Genomic DNA, 25,793 nt, shown 5'->3' on the forward strand with positions numbered 1-25,793 from the left:
CTCTTATTTTAATCTATTTAATATTTCTTGAGCTTATTTAAAAATAGATAAAAGAATTATAACTATATATCAATAAAAAAGCCCGGACTCCAAACGAGTCCGGGCTTTAACATTTTATATTCTGGTTAACAGCTGTTAATTCTACTGTTCTTGTTCAGCTCGATAGTATTCTCGCAGAACGTAATGTAAAATTCCACCATTGCGATAGTATTCTACTTCAACTGGCGTGTCCATACGGCAGACCGTTTCAAAAGAAACGGTTTCACCGTTTTCTTTTTTGGCATCAACTTTCACCATCTGCTGTGCTTCGAGCTCATCATCCAAATGGATATCAAACTCTTCGGAACCATCAAGCCCGAGCGTATCGGCTGATTCCCCTTCCTTGAACTGCAACGGAAGTACCCCCATTCCAACAAGGTTAGAACGATGAATCCGTTCGTACGATGTAGCGATAACCGCTTCAACACCCAGCAAAATAGTACCTTTGGCAGCCCAGTCACGGGACGAGCCTGTACCATACTGATCGCCAGCCAGTGCAACAAGCGGCGTATCATCTTCTTTATACCGCATGGCCGCATCATAGATAGTTGTGATCTCATCTTCGGGGAAGTATTTAGTATAACCTCCCTCTTTACCCGGTGCCAGCTGATTTTTGAATCGCACATTCGCAAACGTTCCGCGAGTCATTACCCGGTCGTTACCACGACGCGATCCATACGAGTTAAAATCTTTCGGCTCAACATCGTGCTCAATCAAGTACTCTCCAGCCGGACTGTCTTTAGGAATATTTCCCGCCGGAGAAATATGATCGGTCGTTATAGAGTCACCCACTTTCACCAGCGCTCGCGCTCCGTTAATTGAGGTGATAGGATCGGGATCTTCGCCCATATCCATAAAGAACGGCGGCTCTTGGATATAAGTAGAGTCATCCTTCCATTCATAAAGCTCTCCTCCGCCAACAGGTATTTCATCCCACTCATCGGATTTGAAAATATCACCATATTGCTTTTCAAACAGCTCAGGACGAATAGCATTGTCGAGATGTTCGGCAATCTCATCCGACGTTGGCCAGATATCTTTGAGATAGACATCATTGCCATCCTTATCTTTGCCAAGTGGCTCGTGTTCCAAATCAATATCTACCGTACCGGCCAACGCATAAGCTACAACCAGCGGCGGAGAAGCCAGGTAATTGGCTTTTACATAGGGATGAATACGTCCTTCAAAGTTTCGGTTACCGGAGAGCACTCCTGCAACAATCAGGTCACCTTCTTTTACAGCATTTTCAACAGCTTGAGGCAACGGCCCTGAGTTACCGATGCACGTTGTACATCCATAACCAACCAAGTTAAAGCCGAGACTATCCATATAATCCGTAAGTCCGGCCTCTTCAAGATAATCGGTAACCACGCGAGATCCGGGAGCCAGCGATGTTTTTACATATGGAGGAACTTCCAGCCCTTTTTCAAAAGCTTTTTTAGCTACAATTCCAGCACCCAGCATCACACTTGGATTCGAAGTATTCGTACAAGATGTAATAGCAGCAATAACGACATCGCCATGCTCCATCTCAATTTCCTGACCGTTTTTGAACGTACCTTTATTGGCAAGCTTTTCCTGTGCTAGGTTGAAGCCCATCGTCGGGTCATCACTGGTCAGGCTGTTCTCGAACGTTTCTTTCATATTCGGCAATGTGATACGATCATGCGGAAGTTTGGGACCGGCCAGCGATGTCTCCACATCTCCCAAGTCAAGCTCAAGCGTGTCTGTAAATTCGGGATCGGGCGTATCATCCGTGCGATACAATCCCTGCTCCTTCATATAGCGCTCAACCATTTCCACGTGCTCGGGATCTCGTCCGGTACGACGCATGTAGCGCATGGCTTCATCATCCATCGGGAAAAAGCCCATGGTAGCTCCGTATTCCGGAGACATGTTAGCAATTGTTGCACGATCGGGCAGACTCATATTGCTAAGTCCATCGCCGTAAAACTCTACAAATTTGCCCACAACGCCGTGCTTTCGAAGCATCTGCGTTACAGTCAGCGTCAAATCAGTTGCGGTAATGCCTTCGCGAAGCTCACCGGTTAACTTCATTCCAACAACTTCGGGCACCAACATATATATAGGTTGCCCCAACATGGCTGCTTCAGCTTCAATACCGCCAACACCCCAACCTAAGATACCGAGGCCGTTAATCATTGTTGTATGCGAATCCGTACCAACCAGCGTATCGGGATAAACAACCGTAGTGCCATCTTCTTCCTCTCTACTAAATGCTCCTTTTGCCAAATACTCAAGATTTACCTGGTGGACAATTCCGCGTCCCGGAGGAACAACTCTAAAATTATCAAACGAACTCTGTCCCCACTTCAAGAACTCATATCTCTCGCGATTCCGCTCAAATTCTTTTTCCACATTATGCATAAAGGCGTACTCCTGACCAAACTCATCCACCTGTACCGAGTGGTCAATCACAAGATCTACCGGCACCTGTGGATTGATAGAAGTAGGATTGCCGCCCATACGCTCCATGGCAGAACGCAGCGCCGCCAAATCAACAATAGCCGGCACGCCCGTAAAATCCTGAAGCACAACTCGGGAAGGTTTAAAAGGAATCTCTCCCTGCGGATCTTTGGCGTTATAATTAGCTAAAGCATCTACGTCATCTTCCGAAAAGACATAGCCATCATACTCTCTAAGCACAGCCTCCAATAATATACGGATGGTAAAAGGAAGGTTGCTTACATTTCCATACCCCATTTCCTCCAGTTTCTTCAAACTATACAGGTGTGCTTGACCTTTGCCTGTATCAAAAGGGGTCTTCGTCTGTAAAAATTTATTTTCGTTACTCATGGGTTCTTGGTTGTCCTTTTTAAACTTGGCTTAACCTGTTTAAACAGGTCTATTTCGTGCTTGTAAGATATAATTAATTTTTAAGAATATCTTATCTTAAACTCCATGAATTTTATCTATTATACATCTAATTTGATTCAAAAATCTGTGATTGGTCCATCTAAATGATGCTTAGAAAATATTCATAACTTCACCGTTGCAAATGGATTTAAATAAGCCTATTTTTCGAGACTTCACACAAAAGCAATTATAAACAACTTTTAACCGTGGATACTAACAGTTACAAGACCTACTCCCCAAAACCGAGTGATATCGAAAAGAATTGGGTTCTTGTTGATGCCGAAGATCAGGCACTCGGAAGAGTTGCTTCGAAGGTAGCAACCCTACTTAGAGGCAAGCACAAGCCTAACTTCGCTCCGCATATGGACACCGGTGACAACGTTGTTGTAATCAATGCCAGCAAAGTTACACTGAGCGGCAAGAAATTACAGCAGAAAGAATATTTCCGTTATTCCGGATATCCCGGCAGCGAACGTTTTACTTCGGCAGAAGAGATGCTGGACCACAATCCCGAATTGGTTATTGAAAAAGCTGTAAAAGGAATGTTGCCAAAGAACAAGATGGGCGACAAGCTTATGACCAACGTTCGGATTTATGCCGGTCCGGTTCATGAACAAGAAGCACAACAACCAGAAAAAATCGAGCTTTAATCACGAATGGAACAGAAAAATTTCATCGGAAGAAGAAAAACTTCTACTGCGCGACTCTATATTCAATCTGGATCAGGTGAGTTTGTTGTAAACAAACGACCTCTGGATGAATATTTTTGCACTCAGGCACATCGCAATATAGCCAAGCTTCCGCTTGACGTTACCGAATCTGACGGACAGTTTGATATTTTGGTAAATGTAAGCGGTGGTGGCATTACCGGACAGTCCGGAGCCATCCAACACGCTTTGGCCCGCGCTCTTGACGATCATAACGAAGAGTGGCACGATGTATTAAAAGCACATGATCTGCTTACACGTGACGATCGTATGGTAGAGCGTAAGAAATACGGTCAACCTGGTGCTCGTAAAAAGTTCCAGTTCTCCAAGCGTTAATAGATCGCGCTTATACGTTTTCTTTTTCCACACATACAACATTCAATCACACATATGCAGCTACTCAGTGCGCCGAGTGTCCCAACATTTGTTGGGATTAGCGCCGGGGATGATCTGCATAGAGGATTAACTCAAAAATAAATCTAACCTATGCCTACTACACCTGACTTAGAAGAACTATTGAAATCCGGTGCCCATTTTGGTCACCTTACCCGTCGATGGAATCCCAAAATGAAGGAGTTTATCTTCATGGAACGCAACGGGATTCACATCATTGACCTCAAAAAGACACAGAAATTTTTCCAAGAAGCACTGGATGAAGTTACCAAGCTTGCCCGTGCCGGAAAAGATATTCTTTTTGTGGGGACAAAAAAGCAAGCTCAAGACATTGTTAGAACAGAGGCTATCCGATGCGGTATGCCTTTTGTTACTCACCGTTGGTTAGGAGGAATGATGACCAACTTCAGTACTGTCAAAAAGAGCATCTCTCGCATGGAAGAGATCGACCGCATGAGTAAGGACGGTACCTTTGAAGAGCTTACAAAGAAAGAAGCCCTCATGCTCGAACGTGAGTACGAAAAACTCGAAAACACCTTGGGCGGTATTGCCAATATGGGACATCTTCCCGGCGCAATTTTTGTTGTCGACACAATCAAAGAGGACATCGCCGTAAACGAAGCGGTTAAACTAAACATTCCTCTTATTGCAATGGTTGATACCAACAGTGATCCCGATACTCCGGATTACATTATCCCCTGCAATGATGATTCTGCTCGCAGCATCCAGCTTGTCACTTCTAAAATTGCTGATGCTATTATTGAAGGTAATGCTGAGCGCGAAGCTCAAAGTGAAGAGCAAATTATGGATCAAGCTACGGAAGAAGCACGTAAAGCCGAAGAGCAGCAGGTGAAAGAAAAAACCAAAGCTACAGGCAAACGCCGTAAACGTCGCAAGAAGAAAAAGAAGAAGGATTCCAGCGACGATTCTTCAAACGAAGAAGAGTAATAAACGGCCGTACTATCCTTTTAAACTTAGAACAACAATTTAAATAGCGTAACTCGAACAATGAGTATTTCTGCAAAAGACGTAAAAGAACTACGCGAACAAACCGGGGCCGGCATGATGGACTGCAAAAAGGCCCTACAAGAAGCTGACGGCGATTTTGAAAAAGCAACTGAAATCCTTCGCAAAAAGGGACAAAAGCTTTCTGAAAAACGCGCTGATCGTGAAGCCAACCAAGGCTTAATTGTTACACGCGTAAGCGATGACGGAAGTAAAGCTGCTGCACTCGAAATTAACTGTGAAACAGATTTCGTTGCTCGCAATGATGATTTTCAAAACCGTGCACAACAGTTTTTAGACATCGTATTTGAAAACCAAATCGAATCGGTTGATGAACTGCTTGAAACTGAACACGACGGACTTTCTATTGCCGATCACGTAAAAGATATGGTTGGTAAAATCGGTGAAAAGATTAAAATCAATCGTGTTGTATATGCCGAAACAGATGGGTTCTTTATTTCATATATCCATCCTGGCAATCAACTCGGGGTGTTAGTTGAGTTTGAAGATGATGTGGAAGACCCCGAAGTAGGCAAGGATGTAGCTATGCAGATTGCAGCAATGAATCCGCTGGCAGTAACACGAGACGGTGTTGACAGCTCGATCGTTGAAAAAGAACTCGAAATCGCTAAAGATCAACTTCTTGAAGAAGGGAAATCTGAGGAGATTGCTGAAAAAGCCTCACAAGGTAAATTGCGACGCTTCTATGAAGAACGCGTTCTTCTGGAGCAGAAGTTTGTGAAGGACAACAGCCTCTCTGTCAAGGAGTATCTCAAAAACAACGATACTCCGCTGGTTAAGTCGTTCCATCGACTCCAGCTCGGCGATGATTCGTAATCATTTTGATTCGCAAAAAAGGCTACCAATTCGGTAGCCTTTTTTTTATGCTTAAGAGATTATAAGATTGATCAGATCGTTTTAAAAAGACAGTCAATTCAATAATTAACAAGGGTAAAAAAGTGAACAGCACATATCACCGAATTTTATTAAAAGTAAGCGGAGAAGCACTTTTAGGCGAACAGGGACACGGCATTGACGGAGATATTCTTACCCAATATTCCGAGGAAATCAAATCTATACATGACGAAGGATTTGAGGTTTCTGTTGTTGTAGGAGGGGGAAATATCTTTAGAGGTGTCAAGGGCGCCACAGAAGGTATGGATCGCGTTCAGGGCGATTACATGGGCATGCTTGCTACCATGATTAACAGTATGGCACTACAGGATTCTATGGAACGGATGGGCGTGCAGACCCGACTGATGTCGGCCATTAGAATGGAAGAAATCGCCGAACCCTACATTCGTCGGCGTGCCACCCGACACCTCGAAAAGGGACGGGTTGTCATTTTTGGTGCCGGAACCGGAAATCCCTATTTCACGACCGATACAGCAGCTTCACTACGTGCCATCGAAATTGAAGCCGATGTTATTCTCAAAGGGACTCGCGTTGACGGTATTTTTGATTCCGATCCGGAAATCAATCCTGATGCTGAAAAATTCCCCACTATTACCGGCGAAGAAGTACTTAGCCGCCAGCTGGATATTATGGATCTAACAGCCTTTACGCTCTGTCGCGAAAACAAAACGCCTATCATCGTTTTTGACATGAACAAAGTTGGAAACCTGAAAAAAGTCCTACAAGAAGATGCATCTGTAGGATCAAAGGTGGTTTGGGAAGATTCTTAGATTTCTTAAATTCATTTTGATTTAATACCTGCATCACTAAAACGATTTCAAATAACCGCGATTATTATGATACCACCAGAGTTAGATTCCATTATTAAATCTGTCGACAAGAAAATGAATCAGGCTGTTGCCCACTATAAAAAAGAACTTTCTCATATTCGCGCGGGCAAAGCACAACCTTCAATACTTGATGGGGTAAAAGTAGATTACTATGGCTCCCAAACACCACTAAATCAGTTGGCTAACGTTAGTGCGCCCGAAGCCCGTCTCCTTACGGTAGAACCCTTTGATAAATCCGCCATGGAAGATATTGAAAAGGCCATTATGTCTGCCGGACTGGGCTTAAATCCCAATAATGATGGGAATATTATCAGGATCCCACTGCCTATACTGTCAGAAGAGCGCCGTAAAGAACTGGTAAAACGTGTCAACGAACTGGCAGAAGAAGCACGCATTTCTATTCGTAATAGCCGTCGCGATGCCAATGATGAGGTTAAAAAGAAAGTACAGGAAGAATCATTGCCTGAAGATTCTCTTTATGAGGCGGAAGATGAAATCCAAAAATTAACTGACCAGCATACCGAAAAAGTCGAAGAACTTTCTGAGAAGAAAGAAAAAGAGATTATGACCGTATAATTGGTTAATGGTTTATTAGTTATTGGTTGTTAGCTACTCACCAATAACTAATAACCTTATAACAGATCTAATAGATGTATATATCCGAACTTGAACTTCAGGGCTTCAAGAGTTTTGCCTACAAAACCAATGTCTCTTTTGATAAAGGCATAACCGCTATTGTAGGCCCCAACGGCTGCGGCAAATCCAATATTGTTGATGCCATGCGATGGGTACTCGGCGAACAGCGCCCTACCCAGCTCCGATCTTCAAGCATGTCGAACGTTATATTTAACGGGACCGCCAAGAAAAATGCCCTGGGCATGGCGGAGGTTTATCTAACGTTTATAAATAACAAAGGCCTGTTGCCCACTGAATATAACGAAGTTACTATTGGTCGACGCTTATATCGATCCGGAGAAAGTGAATACCTTATCAACGGAACCACCTGTCGGCTTAAGGATATTACCGAACTGTTTATGGATACCGGGATGAGCTCGGACGCCTACTCGGTAATTGAGCTGAAGATGGTTGAAGAAATTCTGAATGATAAAAACAACGACCGTCGTCGACTTTTTGAGGAAGCTGCCGGCGTTACCCGATATAAGGAAAAACGAAAGAAAACATTTCGCAAGCTCGACGAAACCCGATCCGATCTCCAGCGTGTTGAGGATATCCTGGTTGAAGTTCGAAAAAAAACAAATTCCCTCGAAAAACAGGCTGAAAAAGCTCAAAAAGCAAAGAAATACAGAAAAGAGTTAGAACATCTCGACAAAGCACTAAACAAGCATGAATACCTTAAGATAAAAGAAGAGCTTGAGCCGCTTGAAGAACGTATCGATAATGCAGATAAAGAAAAGAAAGAGATTGTTGCTAAGGCAGAAAAACTTGAAGAGGAAGCAGAAGAAGCTCGAAAAACATTAAATGAAAAAGAGCGTCAACAGTCTGAAGCGCAACGACGAGTAAGCCAGCTCAATTCTAAAATTCGGGATACCGAAACGTCACTCGAAATTACGCAGGAGAAAATCTCTAATGAAGAAAACGTAATTGACCAATATACCAACGATATTGAGCAGAGCGAAAAAGACCTGGAGGATCTTCGAGAAGCCTTTGAAAGCAGCAAAAAGAAACTGGCTACCTTCGATGACGATCTTGAAAAGGCAGAAAAAAATCTTGCGGAATCCAAAGAGCGTTACTCCGAAATTCAACAGCAGTACAATAAAGAGCAAGAAAAGCTAAACCAGCTTGAGCGAGACTTTTCTGAAGCAAACCAAGACCTTAATGATCTGCAGACCAAACGCATCAAAATTGAATCGCGCTTGGAAAATACCGAAGGTGATCTGGTTCGCATCCGTGAAGAAATTGAAGATCTCGAAGATGAGATCATGAATTTTCGTGGGGAGAAAAAACTGGCCAAAGAAAAGCTCGAGAAAGCAATATCAGAACGAGACAAGCAACAGGAAAAACTGCAATCCGCTCGCGAGGAGCGTGAAGAGCTTGGCGAAAAACAAAATACGCTCAAAGATCAGATCCGCAGTCATCAAAGCAAGCTGGATTCTGTTCAATCCGAAATTGCTTTATTGAAAGATATTGCAAATTCCAATGAAGCCTTTCCAAGCAGCGTACAGTTTTTGTTGGAAAATCATGGCGACCAGTTTAATCAGTTAGACGTCGTATCCAATCTGCTTTCCACAGATGAACAACATGCTGTTGCCCTTGAGGCTGTCTTGGCGGATGCGCTCAATTATATAGTGGTTGATACGCTTGATGATGCCCGAAAAGCTGCTACACTGCTTAAAGAAAACGACAAAGGACGGGCAACATTTATTCCGCTCGATCAACTTTCCGACTCCTATCAAACGATTTCTGGTTCCCTTGCCAACCAGGTCGAAACTGAATCCAAATTTAGTGCTTTAAAAGAACTCTTGCTGGGTAATGTCTGCGTTTTCGACTCTGTTGAAGATGCTTATTCTTCGCTCAAAGATAACGGTCAAACAGGTGTAACACTTGACGGGGAAGTTATCACCAATACCCAATTTTTGAAGAGCGGAAGCAAAAGCAAAAATGCGGGCATTCGTGTTGGCTTAAAGGATAAAATCGCTAAACTGGAAGATAAGGCCGGATCTATCAGCAGTGAGATTCAATCATCCGAAGAACAGCTCGAGGAAGTTCAACAGCAATATGAAGCTATTGATCTGAACGAACTGGAGCAGGAGCTCAAAGAGAAAGAACAGCAAGTTCGCAAGGTTGAAAATAACATCAACAGCTTTGAGCACAAGATTGAAATCTATCAGAAAAATATTGGTGAGCTCGAAAATCGACGCGAGTCGCTAATTAAGAATGAAGATTCCTCTCAACAACAGCTCGATGAACTGCAGCCCAAGCAAAAGGAATTGCAGCAAAAGCTCAAGGATCTGCACGAACAGCAGGAAGAGAAAAAGAAAACACTGCAGGAACTTGATGAAGAGCGCTCGATTGCCCAAAGTAGATACAACGATGCGCAGCTGAAGCATCAGGATCTGAAGAATAAAGTTGAGAACCACGAGCGGGATATAAAACGAGCGCAGGAAGGCATTAAAAACCTGAAGAAACGACTTAAAATTCGCTCGGAGAAGACCGAACAAGCCAAAGAGCGTATCACCAAGTACCGATCGACAATTGAGCAGCTTGAAGACGAACTCAGCACGCTTAAAGAGAAAAAGCAGGAGGCTGACAAGCAGCTTGAACAGGCCGAAGAAGCTTCGGGCAAGCAGCGCGGACGTATTAATGAAATTGAGAAGGATCTGAAGGAAGTCCGTCGACGCAAGGAAGTAAATATGGAGCTCGTTCATCACCTTGCGATGTCGAAGGAGAAGTACGAGATGCAGATCGAAAACTTATCCGATCACATCTGGGAAACCTACGGCGTTTTAATGGATCAGATCGATAAAGAACTGCCCGAGGATACCGAACCGGACGAAGCCAAAGAACGTATTTCCTGGCTACGCCAAAAGCTCAATAAAATCGGGGAAGTGAATCCGCTTGCTATCGAAGAATACGAAGAGGAAAAAGAGCGACTCGATTTTTATGAGGAACAAGTAGGCGATTTGCATCAGGCCGCTGAAGAGCTTCAGGAAACCATTGATGAGATTAATAAAACGGCCATTGAGCGATTCAACAAAACCTTCGAAAAGATCCGCGTCAATTTCCAAAAGGTGTTCCATACACTATTTAATGAAGATGATTACTGCGATCTGGTAATTGACGAGGAAGCCGAAGACCCGCTGGATGCAACTATTGAAATCAAGGCCAATCCCAAGGGCAAACGTCCCTCTACTATTAACCAGCTTTCGGGTGGCGAAAAAACGCTCACGGCTATTGCCCTGTTGTTTGCCATCTATCTCGTTAAACCTTCCCCGTTCTGTGTTCTTGATGAGGTTGACGCCCCATTGGATGATGCCAACATCGAACGTTTTGCGGATATGGTTCGTAATTTCAGTGAAGAAACACAATTCATCATTATTACTCATAACAAAAAGACGATGAGTAAAGCTGAGATGATGTATGGGGTAACGATGCCGGAAACAGGCATTAGTCGCCTTGTGGGTGTTAAGCTGGATGAAGTTGCAGAAGTTTAGGGTTTTAATAGTATTGAGTCATGAGTCTTAAGTAATGAGCAATTTTTTTTAAACATTTTGATTGAATTTTGAATTCTTAATATTCAATTACTTCTATTCATCACTTTTCCTTCCCCATTATACTGATCGAAATGCCTCGTTTTTACGTTATTCTTCATGATGTTTCGCGCTCAGCTTCGTATATTTAGAAGCTAAATTAAATCCAGCAAATAGTTATGGCTCGCAAGAAATTCAACATCCCCGACATTTATCAATCGCCTATCATTAGCAAAGTCAAAGATGCCAATAAGGTGATGGATCCCACCAAGAAAGATCTTGAGCCCAGCGTGCTCGATTTTGGTCCTGTTCGGTTTTTCGTACCTCGTCACTTCGGCTTTTGTTATGGTGTGGAAAATGCGATTGACATCGCCTATGACACCGTGAAGAATTATCCCGAAAAGGATATTTACCTGCTGAGCGAAATGATTCACAATCCGACGGTAAATGAAGATCTGCAGGCTCGGGGCGTTAAATTTCTTTTTGAGACGGATGGAACTGAGTTGATTCCCATTGAGTCGCTGGACGAAGATGATATTGTGATTGTTCCCGCTTTTGGAACCACCATTGAAATTCAGAAAAAGCTAAAAAAGCAGGGCATCGATCCATACGAATACAATACCACTTGTCCTTTTGTGGAGAAGGTTTGGCGACGGGGCAAACAGCTCGGCAAAAAAGGATATTCGCTGGTTATTCATGGCAAACATTATCACGAAGAAACCCGTGCTACCTTTTCGCACAGCGCAGATCATTCGGAATGTGTCGTTGTTCTGAACCCCGAAGAAGCCCAGACATTAGCGGATATCATGACAGGCTTACGTCCGCAGTCGGACTTTGAAGAGTATTTTGGCCATAAGAGCACGGATGGTTTTGATCCGCAGAAGGATCTGGAGCATTTTGGCGTGATCAATCAGACAACCATGCTGGCTACCGAGACGGAAGAAGTGATGGAGATTCTAAAAGAGGCGGCTATCGAAAAATACGGCGAGGCCGATATTCTTGATCACTTTGCCGATACTTCGGATACACTTTGCTATGCCACAAACGAGAATCAGTCGGCAACGCTGGCCCTGGCCGAAATGGATGCCGACCTCTCGATCGTAGTAGGTGGATACAATTCGTCAAACACCATGCACCTGGTCGAAATTTTAGAGCACTCCTTCCCTACCTATCACGTTCGTGATGCTGAGGAAATCAAATCTTCACGAAAAATCCAGCATTTTAATCAATGGGATGAAGAAATCAAACAAACAGAAGACTGGCTGCTAACCAAAGATCAGCCGGTAAATATTGCTATCACTTCGGGAGCCTCGTGTCCCGATGTGCTGGTTGACGAGGTTATGCTGAAGATCCTCGATTATTTTGAAGATACCCAATCAGTAGAAGAAGTGATTAAGCCATTTGAAGAAAAGCTTGACGAAGTAGCCTAAATATATTGTTAATTATCCAGTACAATGAAGTACGCTACGCGCCGCGGTTGAAATGATCGCAACTTGATATGATATCGTTTATTTTTTTCTTCGATCTGTGGGGTAACGAAACCAGTAGAATCTTCTAAAATCTGCTGATAACTCACATGCACATTAAAGGGATTTTCATCCTGCACATCAGCATACTCTTGAATAGGCACATCGTATTTAATCCTAATAGCAAGCGGACTGTAACTAACCATACGCCCCGGTGGCAAGTTACGTGTGGTTATATTTGCCTGCATTTCTCCCTCAGTATATTCAGCAACCTCAGCCTCAAATCTAACTTCACTCTCCGATAACCTAATCAGCTCACTTGCCGGCTCCAGAGGTACGGTCCGGGAGATATCCGTAGAAACATTATTCATTTGTACGGAATCAGTAGACCACTCTTCAATATCTTCAAGAAGAGTAGCTGCTCCATCTATGGTGATACTGTCAGGACTTATTGTCGGCGGATCTAAAAACCCGTATTGTTCGCTAAAGTTGACGTTTACAGCAGAACGTACAGGCACTTTTTTTGAAACCCGATCTCCAAGCTGCACCCTTAAATTCTGCGGCTGTACACGCTGAATACTAATATTGAGCATCGCACTCATCTGCTGCTGCACCTGATCAAATAAATTAATCTCTGTATTACTGATATTAATATCTATGGTAGGCGGATTGTTATATAAATTTATCAGCTTCCATCCTTCTCCCGTCACGCTTACCGTAGCGTTAGAAGGGAGATCTTGGACCAGTGCTTTTTCGTCGGGAACGGCCCCAAGCTCAATGGGTAACTCAATATTTAATGTATAATCACGGCTTAAATTAACCATCAGCCATAAAGCCAGCGCTAAAATAAACGCAACGATAAAAACAATGATACGTTCACGGCCTAAGCCGGCAATCTCATCTTCGTTTGATTTTTGTAGGAGCGACTCCCATCCCTCCAGCAACTTCTTTTTAAATTCCTCAATTTTTGATGTATCCATAAATAATTGTCAGATCAATCGATCATATTTGAACAAATATCAACGATCAAATATACATTATGAGCGCACAACAATCTCTTTAATTATTTTCTCATCCACCTGATCATTTAACTTTTTGGCGATACTATAGCGCTTCATGTGGATTTCCTGTCGCCATGCCGGATTTTTAACATGAACCACTAAGTTTCCGTGCTCAAAATGTAGATTTTCTGTCTGTTCGGCAATACGTTCGCCCACCGTTTGTTCCCACAGCGATAAAATCATTCCTCGCTTTAATCTTTTACGATGAGGATAAGTATCCAAAAAATCCTTCAACGCTTCTTTCAAGGATTTCGGAGAATTTGATTTATATCGTCCCATAATTGCTACTATTGATTACGGTTTAACAACAGAAATCTGTCCTTGCTCCACTTTGTATTTTCTATTCCGTTCACCGTCAAAGGTTATATAATCATCAAAAGGAATAGGATTGGCCGCCGTAACAAAAGTCTGTCCGGCATGTTCTATAAGCGCATTCAGCAATACTTCGGTGCGCTGGGCATCCAGGTCACCAAAAACATCATCCAGCAGAAATATAGGCAGATCATCCAGCTCATCTGAAAAATACAAAAGCTGGGCCAGTTTCAAAGCAAGAGCAAACAGGCGATGCTGCCCCTGGGAGCCAAACTTACGCAGTTCAAAGTCATCTAAATAAAAAACAATCTCATCGCGGTGCGGACCAATGAGCGTCAGCTCTCGCTCAAGCTCATGATCCTGTTCTTTCTCAAGCTCCGCCTGGTAGCGCTCTCTTACCGTTTCCGCATCCTCGGAAGGCTCGCAAAACGTCTGATATTCCAGATGGGGCTCGTGGCGCATACCGGATATCACTTCGTACTCCTTCGCCAGATAATCCTGAAATTTATTCAATACCTCAGTACGCTTGGCCACAATACGTGACCCATATTCCATTAGCTGCACATTCCACGGCTCCAGGTAAGCCAGCAACACTTCGCGATTTCCCCTGAACTCCTGCAGCAACTTATTACGCTGCTTACGGGCTTTTCGAAAATCGAGCAAATCTTGCAGATAGGCCGGTGAAATTTGACTGATAAACGAATCAATAAACGATCGCCGCTGCTTGGGACCTTCGCTGGTTAACTTTTTATCGGATGGAGATAGCACTACCACAGGCACCATTCCAATGAGATCAGACAGGCGATCGAGCGGACTTTCATTAACAAAAATCTTCTTGCCTTCCCCACGGGAATAGGAACATCCCACATCAAAACTGGCACGTATGTTTCCCTCAAAATGCCCCTTGATCATAAAGAAAGTAGCATCCTGATTTACCACGTACATATCACTGCTGGAAACAAAACTGCGGCTCATACACAGGTAGTGAATAGCATCAATCAAGTTAGTCTTACCCGCCCCATTCTGACCAATAATCACATTCATGTGTGGTGCCCACTCAACCACGGTTTCCTCATGGTTCCGAAAATTCTGCAATTTTAAATTCGTGATCTTCATTGGCCCCTGTGATCAGCTAAAAAAATAGCGCGAGCAAAAACCCGCGCTATTATATCCTTATTAATTAATTTGTAACTCCTTAAAATCCAAAGGCATCACTTCCCATAAAAATCGCATTTTCGCCCAGCTGCTCTTCGATTCGCAACAGCTGATTATACTTCGCAATACGATCGGTCCGACTCATCGAACCCGTCTTAATCTGTCCGGCATTGGTTGCCACCGCTAAATCAGCAATGGTCGTATCTTCTGTTTCACCCGATCGGTGGGAAATAACAGCGGTATAATCATTCTTATGCGCCATCTCAATGGCGTCAAGCGTCTCAGTAAGCGTACCAATTTGATTCACTTTAATAAGGATCGAATTGGCCACGCCCTGCTTTATACCGCGTGCCAGTCGCTCAGTGTTAGTTACAAAAAGATCATCCCCAACCAGCTGAACTTTATCGCCCACAGCATCGGTTAGCTTTTTCCAGCCGTCCCAGTCATTCTCATCAAGGGCATCCTCAATAGAAATAATGGGATACTTATCAACCCAGTTGCTCCAAAATTCGACCATTTCTTCACTGCTTCGCTCACTGCCATCGCTCCACCGAAACTCATAAACCCCTTTCTCAGCGTTATAAAATTCGGCGGTGGCAGGATCGAGTGCAATAACCACTTCATCACCGGGAATATAACCGGCCTTTTCAATTGCGTTTAAAATTACTTCAACCGCTTCTTCATTGGAATCCAAATCCGGTGCAAAACCGCCCTCGTCACCGACAGCTGTACTATAATTTTTATCCTTCAGCACTTTTTTCAGATGATGGAAAATTTCAGATCCCATGCGCACCGCTTCAGAAAAAGACTTCGCTCCGCTGGGCATAATCATAAACTCCTGCAGATCCACATTGTTATCGGCATGCGATCCACCATTAATAATATTCATCATCGGCAACGGAAGCACTTTTGCATTTACTCCTCCGACATAACGCCACATTGGTATATTGAGGGCATTTGAAGCCGCATCAGCAGCAGCAAGCGAAACCCCCAAAATAGCATTCGCACCTAAGTTTCCTTTGTTTTCGGTGCCGTCAATTTCAATAAGGGTATTATCAATCTCCACCTGATTAAAGACCTCATATCCACGAAGCTCATTGGCAATCACGGTATTCACATTTTCAACCGCTTTGGTGACTCCTTTCCCCAGATAATGATCCGATTCGGTATCACGAAGCTCAACCGCTTCGTGCTCCCCGGTAGATGCACCTGATGGCACTGCGGCACGTCCCACCATGTCGTTTGTCAAAATCACATCGACTTCAACCGTGGGATTTCCTCTTGAGTCAATAATTTGTCGGCCAATAATTTCTTCAATAAAGCTCATTGTAATATCTTATTTATTGTCGTGGAAATTGTAGACAAAGGTACAAGGTTTTTATCTACTGATAAAGAGAAAAGAACAAAGAATAGATTGAGAGAAAGGCACTAAACTGGTATAGATACAAGATGCAGGATGTGGGCTCCTCATTTTCTTATATCGTATATCCCGTACTACCACATGCCGCCAAAAGTAAATTTAATCTGGGGTGTACCAAAGTATTTTTGGGCATCAAAAAATTCAACTCTTGATTTAAAAACCGGTTCACCATCGGCGTTATATTCGGTAGGTTTATACGGCTCCATAATTTGCAGTCCCTCGCTAAAATAGTAAAAGAAATATCCAAACTCGATGGTGGTAGGCGACTTGAATTCGCTCCCTAAATCCACTCCTACCTTAATCGCACCGCTGTATCCCCATTTGGTTTCTCCCTCACTCCATCCGGAAAAAAAATCATTCACCCGCTCAACGGGATATAGAAATCCATTGGGACTTACTTGAAAATCTCGAAACCCATTATTATTGGTGTCCCTAACATAAGGATAAGTAAAGGTAAGAGCCGGCCCACCGGCAGCACTCACAAAAAAGCGCATATTATCTTCAATTTGACGAGCAAAAAGACGCTGTTTAACCCCTAATAAAAATGGAAACGCTAACCCACGCTTATATTTATTGGGCACTATTTGTTGTCCCGTTAAAAAGCTCTGAAAGGTTTGCTCACTTGCATCTCTAATACCTGTTATACCAGTACGGAATGTAATTTCTGTATAAGGAGCTACTACGCGGCCATAAGTTCCTCCAATTCCAAAACCAAAATTGTTAACAAACAGATCGACACCAATGGCATTATGGTATCCTTCCGACAATGGTGTTTTAGGCTCTGCCTTTAAAACAACTTCAGGCTCTTTTATCTGGGCGATTGCGATATCCGATAACATCCCCAATAATAGTGTCAGAACAAGTACAGAAAATATTTTTTTTATCATAGATTTATTCATGTATGGCTGCCGCTGTGTTGAGCTTTCACTAATTTATAAACGTATTATGATAACAAACGTTCAGACAAAAAATTACATAGAAATTCGGATTGTTATAAATAAATATATGTTAAGCTACAAACAAATTTGACTCTGAGTATATAAAAACTTTTATTCAGGCTCTTTATAATGTATCAATCTACCAATTGAAGTTAACATATTATGGCTACTGTAAGCAAGTATCTTGTTTTTGGGCCAGCAGATACACTGCGTAGAATGCCCGAACAGCTCTTTAATGATATAGAGCCTAAGTATTTGTATAAATATCAATCAACAGACAACGGTGATGAAGTTCACGTTGCTGTTTATGAGGAGTACGAAAAGCAAATAAACGCAAGCGTGACTCTTACCTGTATTATTGAATTTACCGGCAAACAAAATCGGTTTGAGCTCAAAAAAACCGGTGGACGTATGGGATTTCGCGGTAGCTCGCTGGACGAAGAAAAACGCACTATTGATGATGAAGTAATAGACTTCATATTAGATTTTGGCAAACGTTTTGGACTTACCGTTCAACAAGAAAAAGAACAACAAGTCGAGGAAGGCGAGTCGTAACAACTTCACTACCAAAATATGAGTAAAAAGGTTGAGGAATGGACCGTCCTTTCCATGTTGGAATGGGGCACTGATTTTTTTGAAAAAAAAGACATTCCTGACCCTCGGCACAGTATTGAATGGCTGTTGGCCGAGACGCTCGATATCAAGCGGCTGGATCTATATCTAAAATTTGACCGGCCGCTCTCCTCTCAAGAACTCGATACGTTACGACCAATGGTCAAACGCCGGGCTCAACACGAACCCCTACAATACATTGTTGGGTTTACTGACTTTATGAATGCCCACATTTCGGTCAATGAGCATGTTCTTATCCCCCGCATTGAAACCGAACAGCTTGTTGAGATTATTCTGGATGAACACCAGTCTGATGAGGAGCTCTCTGTACTCGATATCGGAACCGGATCAGGCTGCATCCCCATTGCTTTAAAAATGGAACAACCCGATTGGGAAATTTTCGGAATTGATATTTCTGAAGATGCACTCAACACCGCCCGGGATAACGCGGAACAAAATGATACTGACGTTTCTTTTTCCAAGGGAGATATTTTGAACCTCAACAGCATTTCTGTCTCCGGCCCCTTCGATCTAATCGTTTCCAATCCCCCTTATGTTAAGCCGGAAGAAAAAGATATCCTCGAGCGACAGGTCAAAGATTATGAACCGGCCGAAGCGCTATTCTTTGATGATCTCGAAAAAATGTATACCAGCATCATCGAATTTGCATCTCAAAAGTTGACAGAAAACGGGCATTTATATTTGGAGTTACACGAAAATTACAGTCAGCAAATATTAGAACTTTTTAATGCGCAAAAGTGGTCAGCACGGATCGAAAATGACTACGATAAAAAACCTCGTTTTATCATAGCTCAACAGCGCTAATTAGCTATTTCCCTTCTTCTTTAGCCTATTTATATCGATTACATATTTTGGACTACTTACTCCATAATATTGATGTGGATAACTTGTGGAAAACTTTTTTATAGCGGTAATCCATAGATTGTTTTTTGGTAAAATCATTGTTAGCGCAATATTATGTACTGTCAAGTGGAATTTGATAGAAATGTGTATAAAATACTAAGTCGTTGCGTCGCATGCATTTATAATGTTTAGAGCAATGTGGATAACTTTTCCGCGCATGGGTAATATTTTTTTGACATCTGTCTCCGAAATTATCATCTTCGTTTCACACAAAAATGGGACAGCACATAAATGTGTGGATAACTATAGGGTACTTTAAGCATTAATTTTAAAATATTAGAAGAGGTTAAGGGACGTTGAGTAATATTTCTTCCGAGGCTGCGTGGGAGCAGTGCTTAGAAATTATAAAAGACAATATCAGCTACCAGAAGTTCAAGTCATGGTTCGAACCTATCGAGCCGGTTAAGCTGGAAGAAAACACGCTTACCATTCAAGTTCCCAGCCAGTTCTGGTACGAGTGGTTAGAGGAACATTATTATGGGATGTTGCGATCTACCCTGGCAAAAGTATTGGGCGATGAAGGCAAACTTGAATACTCGGTAGTACTCGAAAAGTCTGATGATAATACTGATAACCGGTCGGTGCGACTTCCACAACGCCCCATGCCGCCGGAAACTGATCAGGGACAAGAAATGAAAGGGTACTCGGAGTATAGCCCGGGGAAAATCGAAAATCCTTTCGTTATTCCCGGAATCCAAAAAACCAAGATCGACTCCAACCTTAATTCCAGCTATGTTTTTGATCGCTTTATAGAAGGTGACTGCAACAGGCTGGCACGATCGGCGGCCCAGGCCATTGGTGAAAATCCGGGAAGCAACTCGTTTAATCCATTCTTTATTTATGGCGGTACCGGGCTGGGCAAAACGCATCTTATCCAAAGTATTGGTAACAAGGTAAAACAGGAACACGGTAATGAGCTTGCCGTCCTCTACATCTCCTCCGAAAGCTTTACCAACGAATTTGTACAGGCTATACGGAATAACCGGGCCAGTGAATTTACCATGTTTTATCGGCAGATTGATGTATTGATTGTCGATGACATCCAGTTCTTCAGTGGCAAGGAAAAAACCCAAGAAGAGTTTTTCCATATCTTTAATGCCCTTCATCAAGACGGTAAGCAGATTATACTGAGCAGTGATCGCGCCCCTCGCGAAATTCCGGACATCGAAGAACGTCTTATTTCTCGATTTAGCTGGGGACTCAGTGCCGACCTGCAGGTTCCGGAATACGAAACACGATACGCTATACTGGAACGCAAAGCCTCGGATAACGGCATCGAGCTATCACATCAGGTGCTTGAATTTATCGCTCATAATTTCAAGTCGAACGTCCGTGACCTGGAAGGCGCCATTATTAAACTACTGGCTTTTGCATCGCTGCAGCATGTGGATGAAATTGAGCCACAGATGGCCAAACGCGTGCTCAAAGATATGATCCAAGAGTCCCAGACGACTATTTCTATTGAACAGATCCAGGATTACGTTTGCGATTATTTTGGCATCGACACCAACAAGGTGCGTGAAAAAACGCGCAAGCAAGAAATTGTGGAAGCACGGCAAATTGCGATGTATCTCTCTAAGCAGTTTACCGACTCGAGCTTAAAAACAATTGGTCTCCATTTTGGCGGACGCGATCACTCAACAGTTATTCATGCCATATCTACTGTTGAAGAACGCATGCAAACAACCGCCAAACACAAACGCATTGTGGAAGAGCTGCATCAAAAAATTGAAGTATCTACGCTGTAACATATGGAAACCCTGACACTTAAAAGTCTCCGCTTTAAAGGGTATCACGGATATTATAAAGAAGAGCGCGAGCAGGGTAATGATTTTGAAGTAGACATTATTTTTTCGGCCGATTTGCGCAAAGCAGGAGAAACAGACCAACTCGACGATACGATTGACTACCAAGAAGTGCTCCGCATCATTAAAAAAGTAATGAACGGTCCGTCTGTAAAGCTCATTGAAACACTGACTAAAAAAATTGGCGATCAACTCTTCGATCAATTTTCAACGGTCGCATCCCTGAAAGTATCCGTACGCAAGCTTCATCCTCCCCTCGACGTAGAAACCGCATATTCTGAGATTACAATGCAATGGCAACGGTAGTTGTAGCACTGGGATCAAACGTAGGCGATCGGCATCAACATCTGATGGATGCCGCTGAGTTTTTGGAAGAACAATCAGAACATCCCCTGCAAAAATCATCCATCTATATCACTGCGCCGGTAGGACCCTCAACGCGAGATTTTTATAATGCTGTAGTTGTGATGGAGAGCAACGAAAATCCGAAGCCGCTGATCAAAACGTTCAAAGATTTTGAACAGCAACACGGGCGCGAGGCCGATCAGCCGAAATGGAGCGCGCGCACCATAGATCTGGATATTATTTCGTATGGCGACTTGGTGATTCAAACGGATAATCTTATCATTCCGCATCCCGAATATCAGAAACGACTTTTTGTGTTAACGCCCCTGGCAGAGGTTATGCCCGACTGGAATGATCCCAAAACCGGAACTTCCATAACACGGCTAACGGCCGAGGCACCAGAGTTAAGACTTGAAAAAACAGATCTACGTTGGTAACTATGAAAAACGAGTTCGATTTTATTGCCATTGAAGGAGTCATCGGAGTGGGAAAAACCTCCCTGGCAAAACTGCTAACCGAACGTAATAATGCGCGCCTTGTTCTTGAACAGTTTGATGAAAACCCTTTTCTGCCCAAGTTTTATAAAGATCGAGAACGCTATGCCTTCCCTACTCAAATGTCGTTTTTAGCCAGTCGTTTCCAACAGCAGCAAGAGATGCTCAGCAAAGATCTGTTTCAACAGATGACGATCTCGGACTACATCTTTGAGAAGGATCGTATTTTTGCCCGGCTCAATCTTGAAGACGACGAGCTGGCCCTTTACGATACCATTTTCAAAATTATGGCCGGCATTTCAGCCCAGCCCGATCTCGTTATTTACCTGCAATCCAATGTCGATCGGCTGATGCAAAATATCAGGGAGCGCGATCGCGACTACGAGCGCGATATTTCTCGCTCATACCTGAAAGAACTTAGCGATGCCTACAATCATTTCTTCCATCATTACAATAAATCACCCCTGATGATCATTAATACATCAGAGATTGATTTCGTTAGTAACGAAAAACACTTAGATTACATAGAAGAACAAATTTTCAATCAGCCTATTCGCGGCAACACGCATATTCACATCACAGATTAACAGTAATGATTTTTCGCACTCTTTTATTTTTTTTGGTGATGTATCTTCTTATCAAGGTCATCAGTCGACTTTTTCTGCCTTCCAATTCAAAAAAGAAAAGCAGAAAGGGATCAGGCTTTTTCTATAAGATGTATCAGCAGCAACAAAACAAGCAAAATCGCGATTCGCGATCTAAGAATTCTCCTAAGCAGGATTTTGATGAAATTGAAGAAGCCGAATTTGAGGAAATTACCGACGAGGAAAAAACAACCTCAAAATCATCTGATTAACGCTTCAACATTCCTTATCTTTCGAAGGCATTATTGAATTTATACTTAACCACGAAAGCAGCTATTTCTCATGAACTACGAAGATCAGCTCGAAGAAGGATTATCGCTACTGCACGAAGGCGACTTTGATCATGCGCTGGATATTGCCCATCAGCTACAGAAAAAGGAGCCCGAATACTCCGATGGTTTCCATTTAGAGGGATTGGTATTCCAGAAGCTCAATCAGTGGGAAAAAAGTATTGAAGCACTAGAAAAAGCCATTGACCTGGAAGAGGAAAACAGCGGTTACTATAACTTGCGCGGTTTTGCTCACATGCAGCTCGAAAATCTTGACCAGGCCATTGAAGATTTCGACAAGGCGATCGATCTGGATGATTCTCCGGCGGCACACCGCAACAAGGTGCTGTATATGATTATGAATGGAGAAGCCAGCGAGGCCAATGAATATCTGCTTAACCGCATCAAACAAGATCCAAAGGATGTTGAGAACTGGATCTTAATGGGCGATCTTCTGCAGCGCGCCGGCCAGGAAGAAAAAGCAATGGGATTTTATCAGCAGGCTAAAAAAATGGATCCGGATAATGAATATATTAAGGAGCAACTTAGTGAAGGCTAAATATTAAGTTTTTCACCTAAATTTTGTTTCTAATTATCGGGATTAACTCCTATATTTGAGGCCTTAAAAATTACCCTGAGAGATCAGCTATTAATTTCAGTAGTGATCTCATTGTTCTTTTCAAAATGATAAAAAAGTGTCATCCTGAATTTATTTCAGAATCTATACTTGTGTAATATCTTGGAGTTCATGTATAGAACAGATGCTGAAACAAGCTCAGCATGACATGGCACTTTATTTCTTTGCCCTGGTGGCGGAATTGGTAGACGCGCTGGCTTGAGGGGTCAGTTCCCATTTAGGGAGTGCTGGTTCGACTCCAGTCCAGGGCACTTTTAGAAGTGCAATATTAGCCGTAAAGTGTTGCCTCGCAAGAGTTTAGCATTTTACGGCTTTTCTTATGGTAAAACATTGGTAAAACAAACCCATAGAAAAACCTTTAGTCCTCCCCTCCCACTCAAACAAATTATTCGCATAAACTTAATCCTGTAATAGCATCTATCTTGTGCGAACAGGTACTTTCCAGAACTAATTTCTTTTAACCATAATACATGTTACCAAGTACTAACTCTCTGCTATTTGTTCAAGGGAATAGTTCTGAACCTTTTGAGGCTTAATCATATAAAAACCATCCAAGATGTGGCAGTATATCGTTATTCTATCACTTTACTTTCTTGGGCACTATATGATATATTACTATAGCCGTAATCCGTTGGGACTCATTGCACTATCGGTTTACGGCTTTTGTTTTGGTAGAACAAACTGCCAGAAAAGGGTGAATGGAGTGGTTTTATTTAGGAAAACTTCCATCGGGATTTAATCCCCAAGCAGTGTAAAAATCCCGTATTAATTTTTTGTACTCAGTCCTTTGTTGTATATCTGGATAATTTTCTCCAAGTCTGCGTAATCCATCCATAGCTCCAAAATATTCCCAGTCAGTTGGCTCAATGTCTTGGTATGTTTCGATCGCTTTCTGTGTTTTTCCAAGGCCCCAATATCCCCATGCCAGATAACGGGGGGCTACGTTGGAAGTCTTTAGCTTGTTAAGATAATTCTGAGCCGCAAGTGTGTCTCCTTGCGCCGCCGTTATTTGTACCAGGTAGGCTTTAAACCAAGGCCCCATAATTGTTTCCAAGTTTTCTTCTGCCAGCTGTTGGGCTTGTTCATATTGTTTTAGATCCATGAGAGCTCGTACCTCACCACCAATCGCTACGGCATGTTCAAGTCCCATCTTTTTTTGAAGGCGCGCTTCTTCAAGACTTTTCTCTGGTTCCCCTATGGAATTGTAAGCATCGTAAAGCAAGTGGCGGGCCCGAGTATGTTGAGGGTTGAGCTCAGTAGCAATTTTTATATGATTTAATGCCTGCTCAGGGCGCATAATCTTGTAATACAATTCACCAAGCAGATGGTGAGCCTCCCAATAGCTTGGTTTAAGCTCGACTGCTCGTTCAAGCTGTTGTCGTGCTGCTGGAGCGTTCATGTTTTTAAGCTTTACATGGCCCATAGAAGTATGTGCCTCAGCTAAATTAGGATTTAATTCCAAAGCTCTCTCGGCCGCCGTTTCTTGATCAACCGGCAAAAAAGAAAGGGTATCAGGATGTGTTCCATAGTAACTTGCGGCGGCATCCGCCAGGCCTGACCACGCCAGAGCAAAGGTTGAATCTATCTTGATCGCGCGATGAAAGTAGTCTACCGCTTTTTTTACATGTTCATCTATACCATATGTCCGTTGGGCCAGTTCTTGCCGACCTTGAGCATAAAGACGGTACGCGTCAAGATCTCCCGATGGTGCACCCGCTATCCGATCCTGTTCTCCTGCAGAGAGTTCTGCTTGTAATGCATTGGCTATTTCTCGGGCAATAGCACCCTGAATGGCAAAAATATCCTCTGCATTTAGGTCGCGCTGATAGGTGTCCGCCCAGATGTGGGTATCAGAGGAAGGATCAATAAGCTGGGCGTTAATTTGTACTTTGGAACCGCCTTTTTGCACATTTCCTTCCAGGATCCATTTAACACCGAGGCTATCAGCAATGGCAGGAAGGGTTAATTCGCTTCCTTGGAATTTTTCGACAGATGTTCTAGATATTACTTTCAGGTCAGAGACATTAGCCAGTCGGGTCAATAGGTCGTCGTGGAGCCCTTCGGCCAGTGGTAAAGATTCATCACTGCTGCTTACGCTTTTCAGCGGTAGCACAGCAATGGAGCGATCAGTAATATTTTGTGGTGTGGCAGATTTCGTACTTGCCGTTGATTCCATCGTCAGATACCACCAGCCGCCAAATAGAATTACAACTATGATGGAAATACCGATCCAAAAGTACTGATCGTCGGGATTTTTTGCGCCCTCTGTTTCACTTCCAGTGGGTTGAGTTTTTTGCACCCCTTCCGGACTAACTTCAAAAGCCCATGTCATAATCAGTGTGACAGGAAAACCTAACAGAATAACTGTGATAATCATCTTCATCACCCACGATGGAGCCCCGAAAGTATTCGCTGCTATGGAGGCAATCTGTACAATCACCCAGCCGGTGATGCCATAAACTACCGCTACTCTGTAGATGTTGCGCCTCTTGAGCTCTCTAAAAAAAGATTTTAATCCCATAATTTTGGGGATTATTATCTAAAAAGAATTCCTCTACAACTAATAAAATTTATTGTCCAATTACTATACAGAAGCTTTTCGTGCGGTAAACGTCTCTATCTGCATGCTTTGTTTGTTCAGTAACCAACTTTTTATTTGACCTCATTCTAAGGACTGGAAAGGGAACAAGCAAAATTGAGATTTCAGGCTAAAGAGAAGGTCACCCTCCCCTTCCTC

General features: G+C 42.9%; 23 protein-coding genes and 1 tRNA gene. 17 read left to right on the top strand and 7 right to left on the bottom strand.

All coding sequences use genetic code 11. The annotated features are described in order from the left end of the window. Positions 1 to 141 precede the first annotated feature (141 nt). A complete protein-coding gene (gene acnA, locus ACQ4LT_RS13370; protein WP_445666563.1) occupies positions 142 to 2,856 on the bottom strand; it encodes an aconitate hydratase AcnA in 2,715 nt (904 codons plus the stop codon). A 266-nt stretch (positions 2,857 to 3,122) separates the two neighbouring features. Between acnA and rplM the strand changes: the two genes are divergently transcribed. The 8 genes from rplM to ACQ4LT_RS13410 all read left to right on the top strand — a co-directional run bounded on the left by rplM (position 3,123) and on the right by ACQ4LT_RS13410 (position 12,404). After that, entirely contained in the window at positions 3,123 to 3,566 is a 444-nt protein-coding gene (rplM, locus tag ACQ4LT_RS13375) for a 50S ribosomal protein L13 (protein ID WP_445666564.1), read from the top strand. A 6-nt stretch (positions 3,567 to 3,572) separates the two neighbouring features. Then, complete coding sequence (gene rpsI / locus ACQ4LT_RS13380) at positions 3,573 to 3,959, top strand: 30S ribosomal protein S9 (protein ID WP_322574775.1); 387 nt, start codon at positions 3,573 to 3,575, stop codon at positions 3,957 to 3,959. A 150-nt stretch (positions 3,960 to 4,109) separates the two neighbouring features. Then, positions 4,110 to 4,964 (top strand): 30S ribosomal protein S2, encoded by an 855-nt coding sequence (gene rpsB / locus ACQ4LT_RS13385; protein ID WP_445666565.1) that lies wholly within the window; start codon positions 4,110 to 4,112, stop codon positions 4,962 to 4,964. A gap of 60 nt (positions 4,965 to 5,024) precedes the next feature. Beyond that, a complete protein-coding gene (gene tsf / locus ACQ4LT_RS13390; protein WP_445666566.1) occupies positions 5,025 to 5,858 on the top strand; it encodes a translation elongation factor Ts in 834 nt (277 codons plus the stop codon). 122 nt (positions 5,859 to 5,980) lie between these two features. After that, positions 5,981 to 6,706, top strand: coding sequence for a UMP kinase (gene pyrH / locus ACQ4LT_RS13395; RefSeq protein ID WP_445666567.1), 726 nt, complete (start codon positions 5,981 to 5,983; stop codon positions 6,704 to 6,706). A gap of 66 nt (positions 6,707 to 6,772) precedes the next feature. Next, entirely contained in the window at positions 6,773 to 7,342 is a 570-nt protein-coding gene (gene frr / locus ACQ4LT_RS13400) for a ribosome recycling factor (protein ID WP_445666568.1), read from the top strand. Positions 7,343 to 7,416: 74 nt separating this feature from the next. Continuing rightward, complete coding sequence (gene smc / locus ACQ4LT_RS13405) at positions 7,417 to 10,938, top strand: chromosome segregation protein SMC (RefSeq protein ID WP_445666569.1); 3,522 nt, start codon at positions 7,417 to 7,419, stop codon at positions 10,936 to 10,938. A gap of 215 nt (positions 10,939 to 11,153) precedes the next feature. Next, positions 11,154 to 12,404 carry a 4-hydroxy-3-methylbut-2-enyl diphosphate reductase gene (locus ACQ4LT_RS13410; protein WP_445666570.1) on the top strand — a complete coding sequence of 417 codons (1,251 nt, stop codon included), beginning with the start codon at positions 11,154 to 11,156 and terminating at the stop codon, positions 12,402 to 12,404. Positions 12,405 to 12,412: 8 nt separating this feature from the next. On the opposite strand, the gene ACQ4LT_RS13415 is transcribed toward ACQ4LT_RS13410, so the two are convergent. The 5 genes from ACQ4LT_RS13415 to ACQ4LT_RS13435 all read right to left on the bottom strand — a co-directional run bounded on the left by ACQ4LT_RS13415 (position 12,413) and on the right by ACQ4LT_RS13435 (position 17,287). Beyond that, the gene (locus ACQ4LT_RS13415) at positions 12,413 to 13,420 is read right to left on the bottom strand and encodes a CdaR family protein (RefSeq protein ID WP_445666571.1); all 1,008 of its coding nucleotides are present in this window, start codon (positions 13,418 to 13,420) and stop codon (positions 12,413 to 12,415) included. 57 nt (positions 13,421 to 13,477) lie between these two features. Beyond that, positions 13,478 to 13,780 (bottom strand): DUF721 domain-containing protein, encoded by a 303-nt coding sequence (locus ACQ4LT_RS13420; RefSeq protein WP_095606217.1) that lies wholly within the window; start codon positions 13,778 to 13,780, stop codon positions 13,478 to 13,480. A 15-nt stretch (positions 13,781 to 13,795) separates the two neighbouring features. Next, on the bottom strand, positions 13,796 to 14,929 hold the full coding sequence (gene recF / locus ACQ4LT_RS13425) for a DNA replication/repair protein RecF (protein WP_445666572.1): 1,134 nt from the start codon (positions 14,927 to 14,929) through the stop codon (positions 13,796 to 13,798). A 79-nt stretch (positions 14,930 to 15,008) separates the two neighbouring features. Then, the gene (gene eno / locus ACQ4LT_RS13430; RefSeq protein ID WP_445666573.1) at positions 15,009 to 16,295 is read right to left on the bottom strand and encodes a phosphopyruvate hydratase; all 1,287 of its coding nucleotides are present in this window, start codon (positions 16,293 to 16,295) and stop codon (positions 15,009 to 15,011) included. 167 nt (positions 16,296 to 16,462) lie between these two features. Beyond that, positions 16,463 to 17,287 carry a hypothetical protein gene (locus ACQ4LT_RS13435; RefSeq protein WP_445666574.1) on the bottom strand — a complete coding sequence of 275 codons (825 nt, stop codon included), beginning with the start codon at positions 17,285 to 17,287 and terminating at the stop codon, positions 16,463 to 16,465. A gap of 201 nt (positions 17,288 to 17,488) precedes the next feature. Between ACQ4LT_RS13435 and ACQ4LT_RS13440 the strand changes: the two genes are divergently transcribed. The 9 genes from ACQ4LT_RS13440 to ACQ4LT_RS13480 all read left to right on the top strand — a co-directional run bounded on the left by ACQ4LT_RS13440 (position 17,489) and on the right by ACQ4LT_RS13480 (position 23,307). After that, positions 17,489 to 17,881, top strand: coding sequence for a hypothetical protein (locus tag ACQ4LT_RS13440; RefSeq protein WP_445666575.1), 393 nt, complete (start codon positions 17,489 to 17,491; stop codon positions 17,879 to 17,881). An 18-nt stretch (positions 17,882 to 17,899) separates the two neighbouring features. Further along, entirely contained in the window at positions 17,900 to 18,763 is an 864-nt protein-coding gene (gene prmC, locus ACQ4LT_RS13445; RefSeq protein ID WP_445666576.1) for a peptide chain release factor N(5)-glutamine methyltransferase, read from the top strand. A gap of 395 nt (positions 18,764 to 19,158) precedes the next feature. Beyond that, positions 19,159 to 20,610, top strand: a complete 1,452-nt coding sequence (gene dnaA, locus ACQ4LT_RS13450) for a chromosomal replication initiator protein DnaA (RefSeq protein ID WP_445666577.1) — start codon at positions 19,159 to 19,161, stop codon at positions 20,608 to 20,610. A gap of 3 nt (positions 20,611 to 20,613) precedes the next feature. Next, positions 20,614 to 20,973: a dihydroneopterin aldolase gene (gene folB / locus ACQ4LT_RS13455; RefSeq protein ID WP_445666578.1), complete on the top strand. Its 360-nt coding sequence runs from the start codon at positions 20,614 to 20,616 to the stop codon at positions 20,971 to 20,973. Next, positions 20,961 to 21,449 carry a 2-amino-4-hydroxy-6-hydroxymethyldihydropteridine diphosphokinase gene (folK, locus tag ACQ4LT_RS13460; protein WP_445666579.1) on the top strand — a complete coding sequence of 163 codons (489 nt, stop codon included), beginning with the start codon at positions 20,961 to 20,963 and terminating at the stop codon, positions 21,447 to 21,449. Before folB ends, folK begins: the two co-directional genes overlap by 13 nt. Before the next feature lie 2 nt (positions 21,450 to 21,451). Next, a complete protein-coding gene (locus tag ACQ4LT_RS13465) occupies positions 21,452 to 22,093 on the top strand; it encodes a deoxynucleoside kinase (RefSeq protein WP_445666580.1) in 642 nt (213 codons plus the stop codon). Between the two features lie 5 nt (positions 22,094 to 22,098). Continuing rightward, positions 22,099 to 22,362 carry a hypothetical protein gene (locus ACQ4LT_RS13470; RefSeq protein ID WP_445666581.1) on the top strand — a complete coding sequence of 88 codons (264 nt, stop codon included), beginning with the start codon at positions 22,099 to 22,101 and terminating at the stop codon, positions 22,360 to 22,362. Between the two features lie 70 nt (positions 22,363 to 22,432). Continuing rightward, positions 22,433 to 22,978 (top strand): tetratricopeptide repeat protein, encoded by a 546-nt coding sequence (locus ACQ4LT_RS13475; RefSeq protein ID WP_445666582.1) that lies wholly within the window; start codon positions 22,433 to 22,435, stop codon positions 22,976 to 22,978. A gap of 244 nt (positions 22,979 to 23,222) precedes the next feature. After that, positions 23,223 to 23,307: transfer RNA gene (locus tag ACQ4LT_RS13480), tRNA-Leu, on the top strand. A 458-nt stretch (positions 23,308 to 23,765) separates the two neighbouring features. Here ACQ4LT_RS13480 and ACQ4LT_RS13485 read toward each other — a convergent pair. Continuing rightward, positions 23,766 to 25,577, bottom strand: coding sequence for a hypothetical protein (locus tag ACQ4LT_RS13485; protein WP_445666583.1), 1,812 nt, complete (start codon positions 25,575 to 25,577; stop codon positions 23,766 to 23,768). Positions 25,578 to 25,793: the final 216 nt, after the last annotated feature.

The organism is Fodinibius sp. AD559 (genome assembly GCF_052712805.1).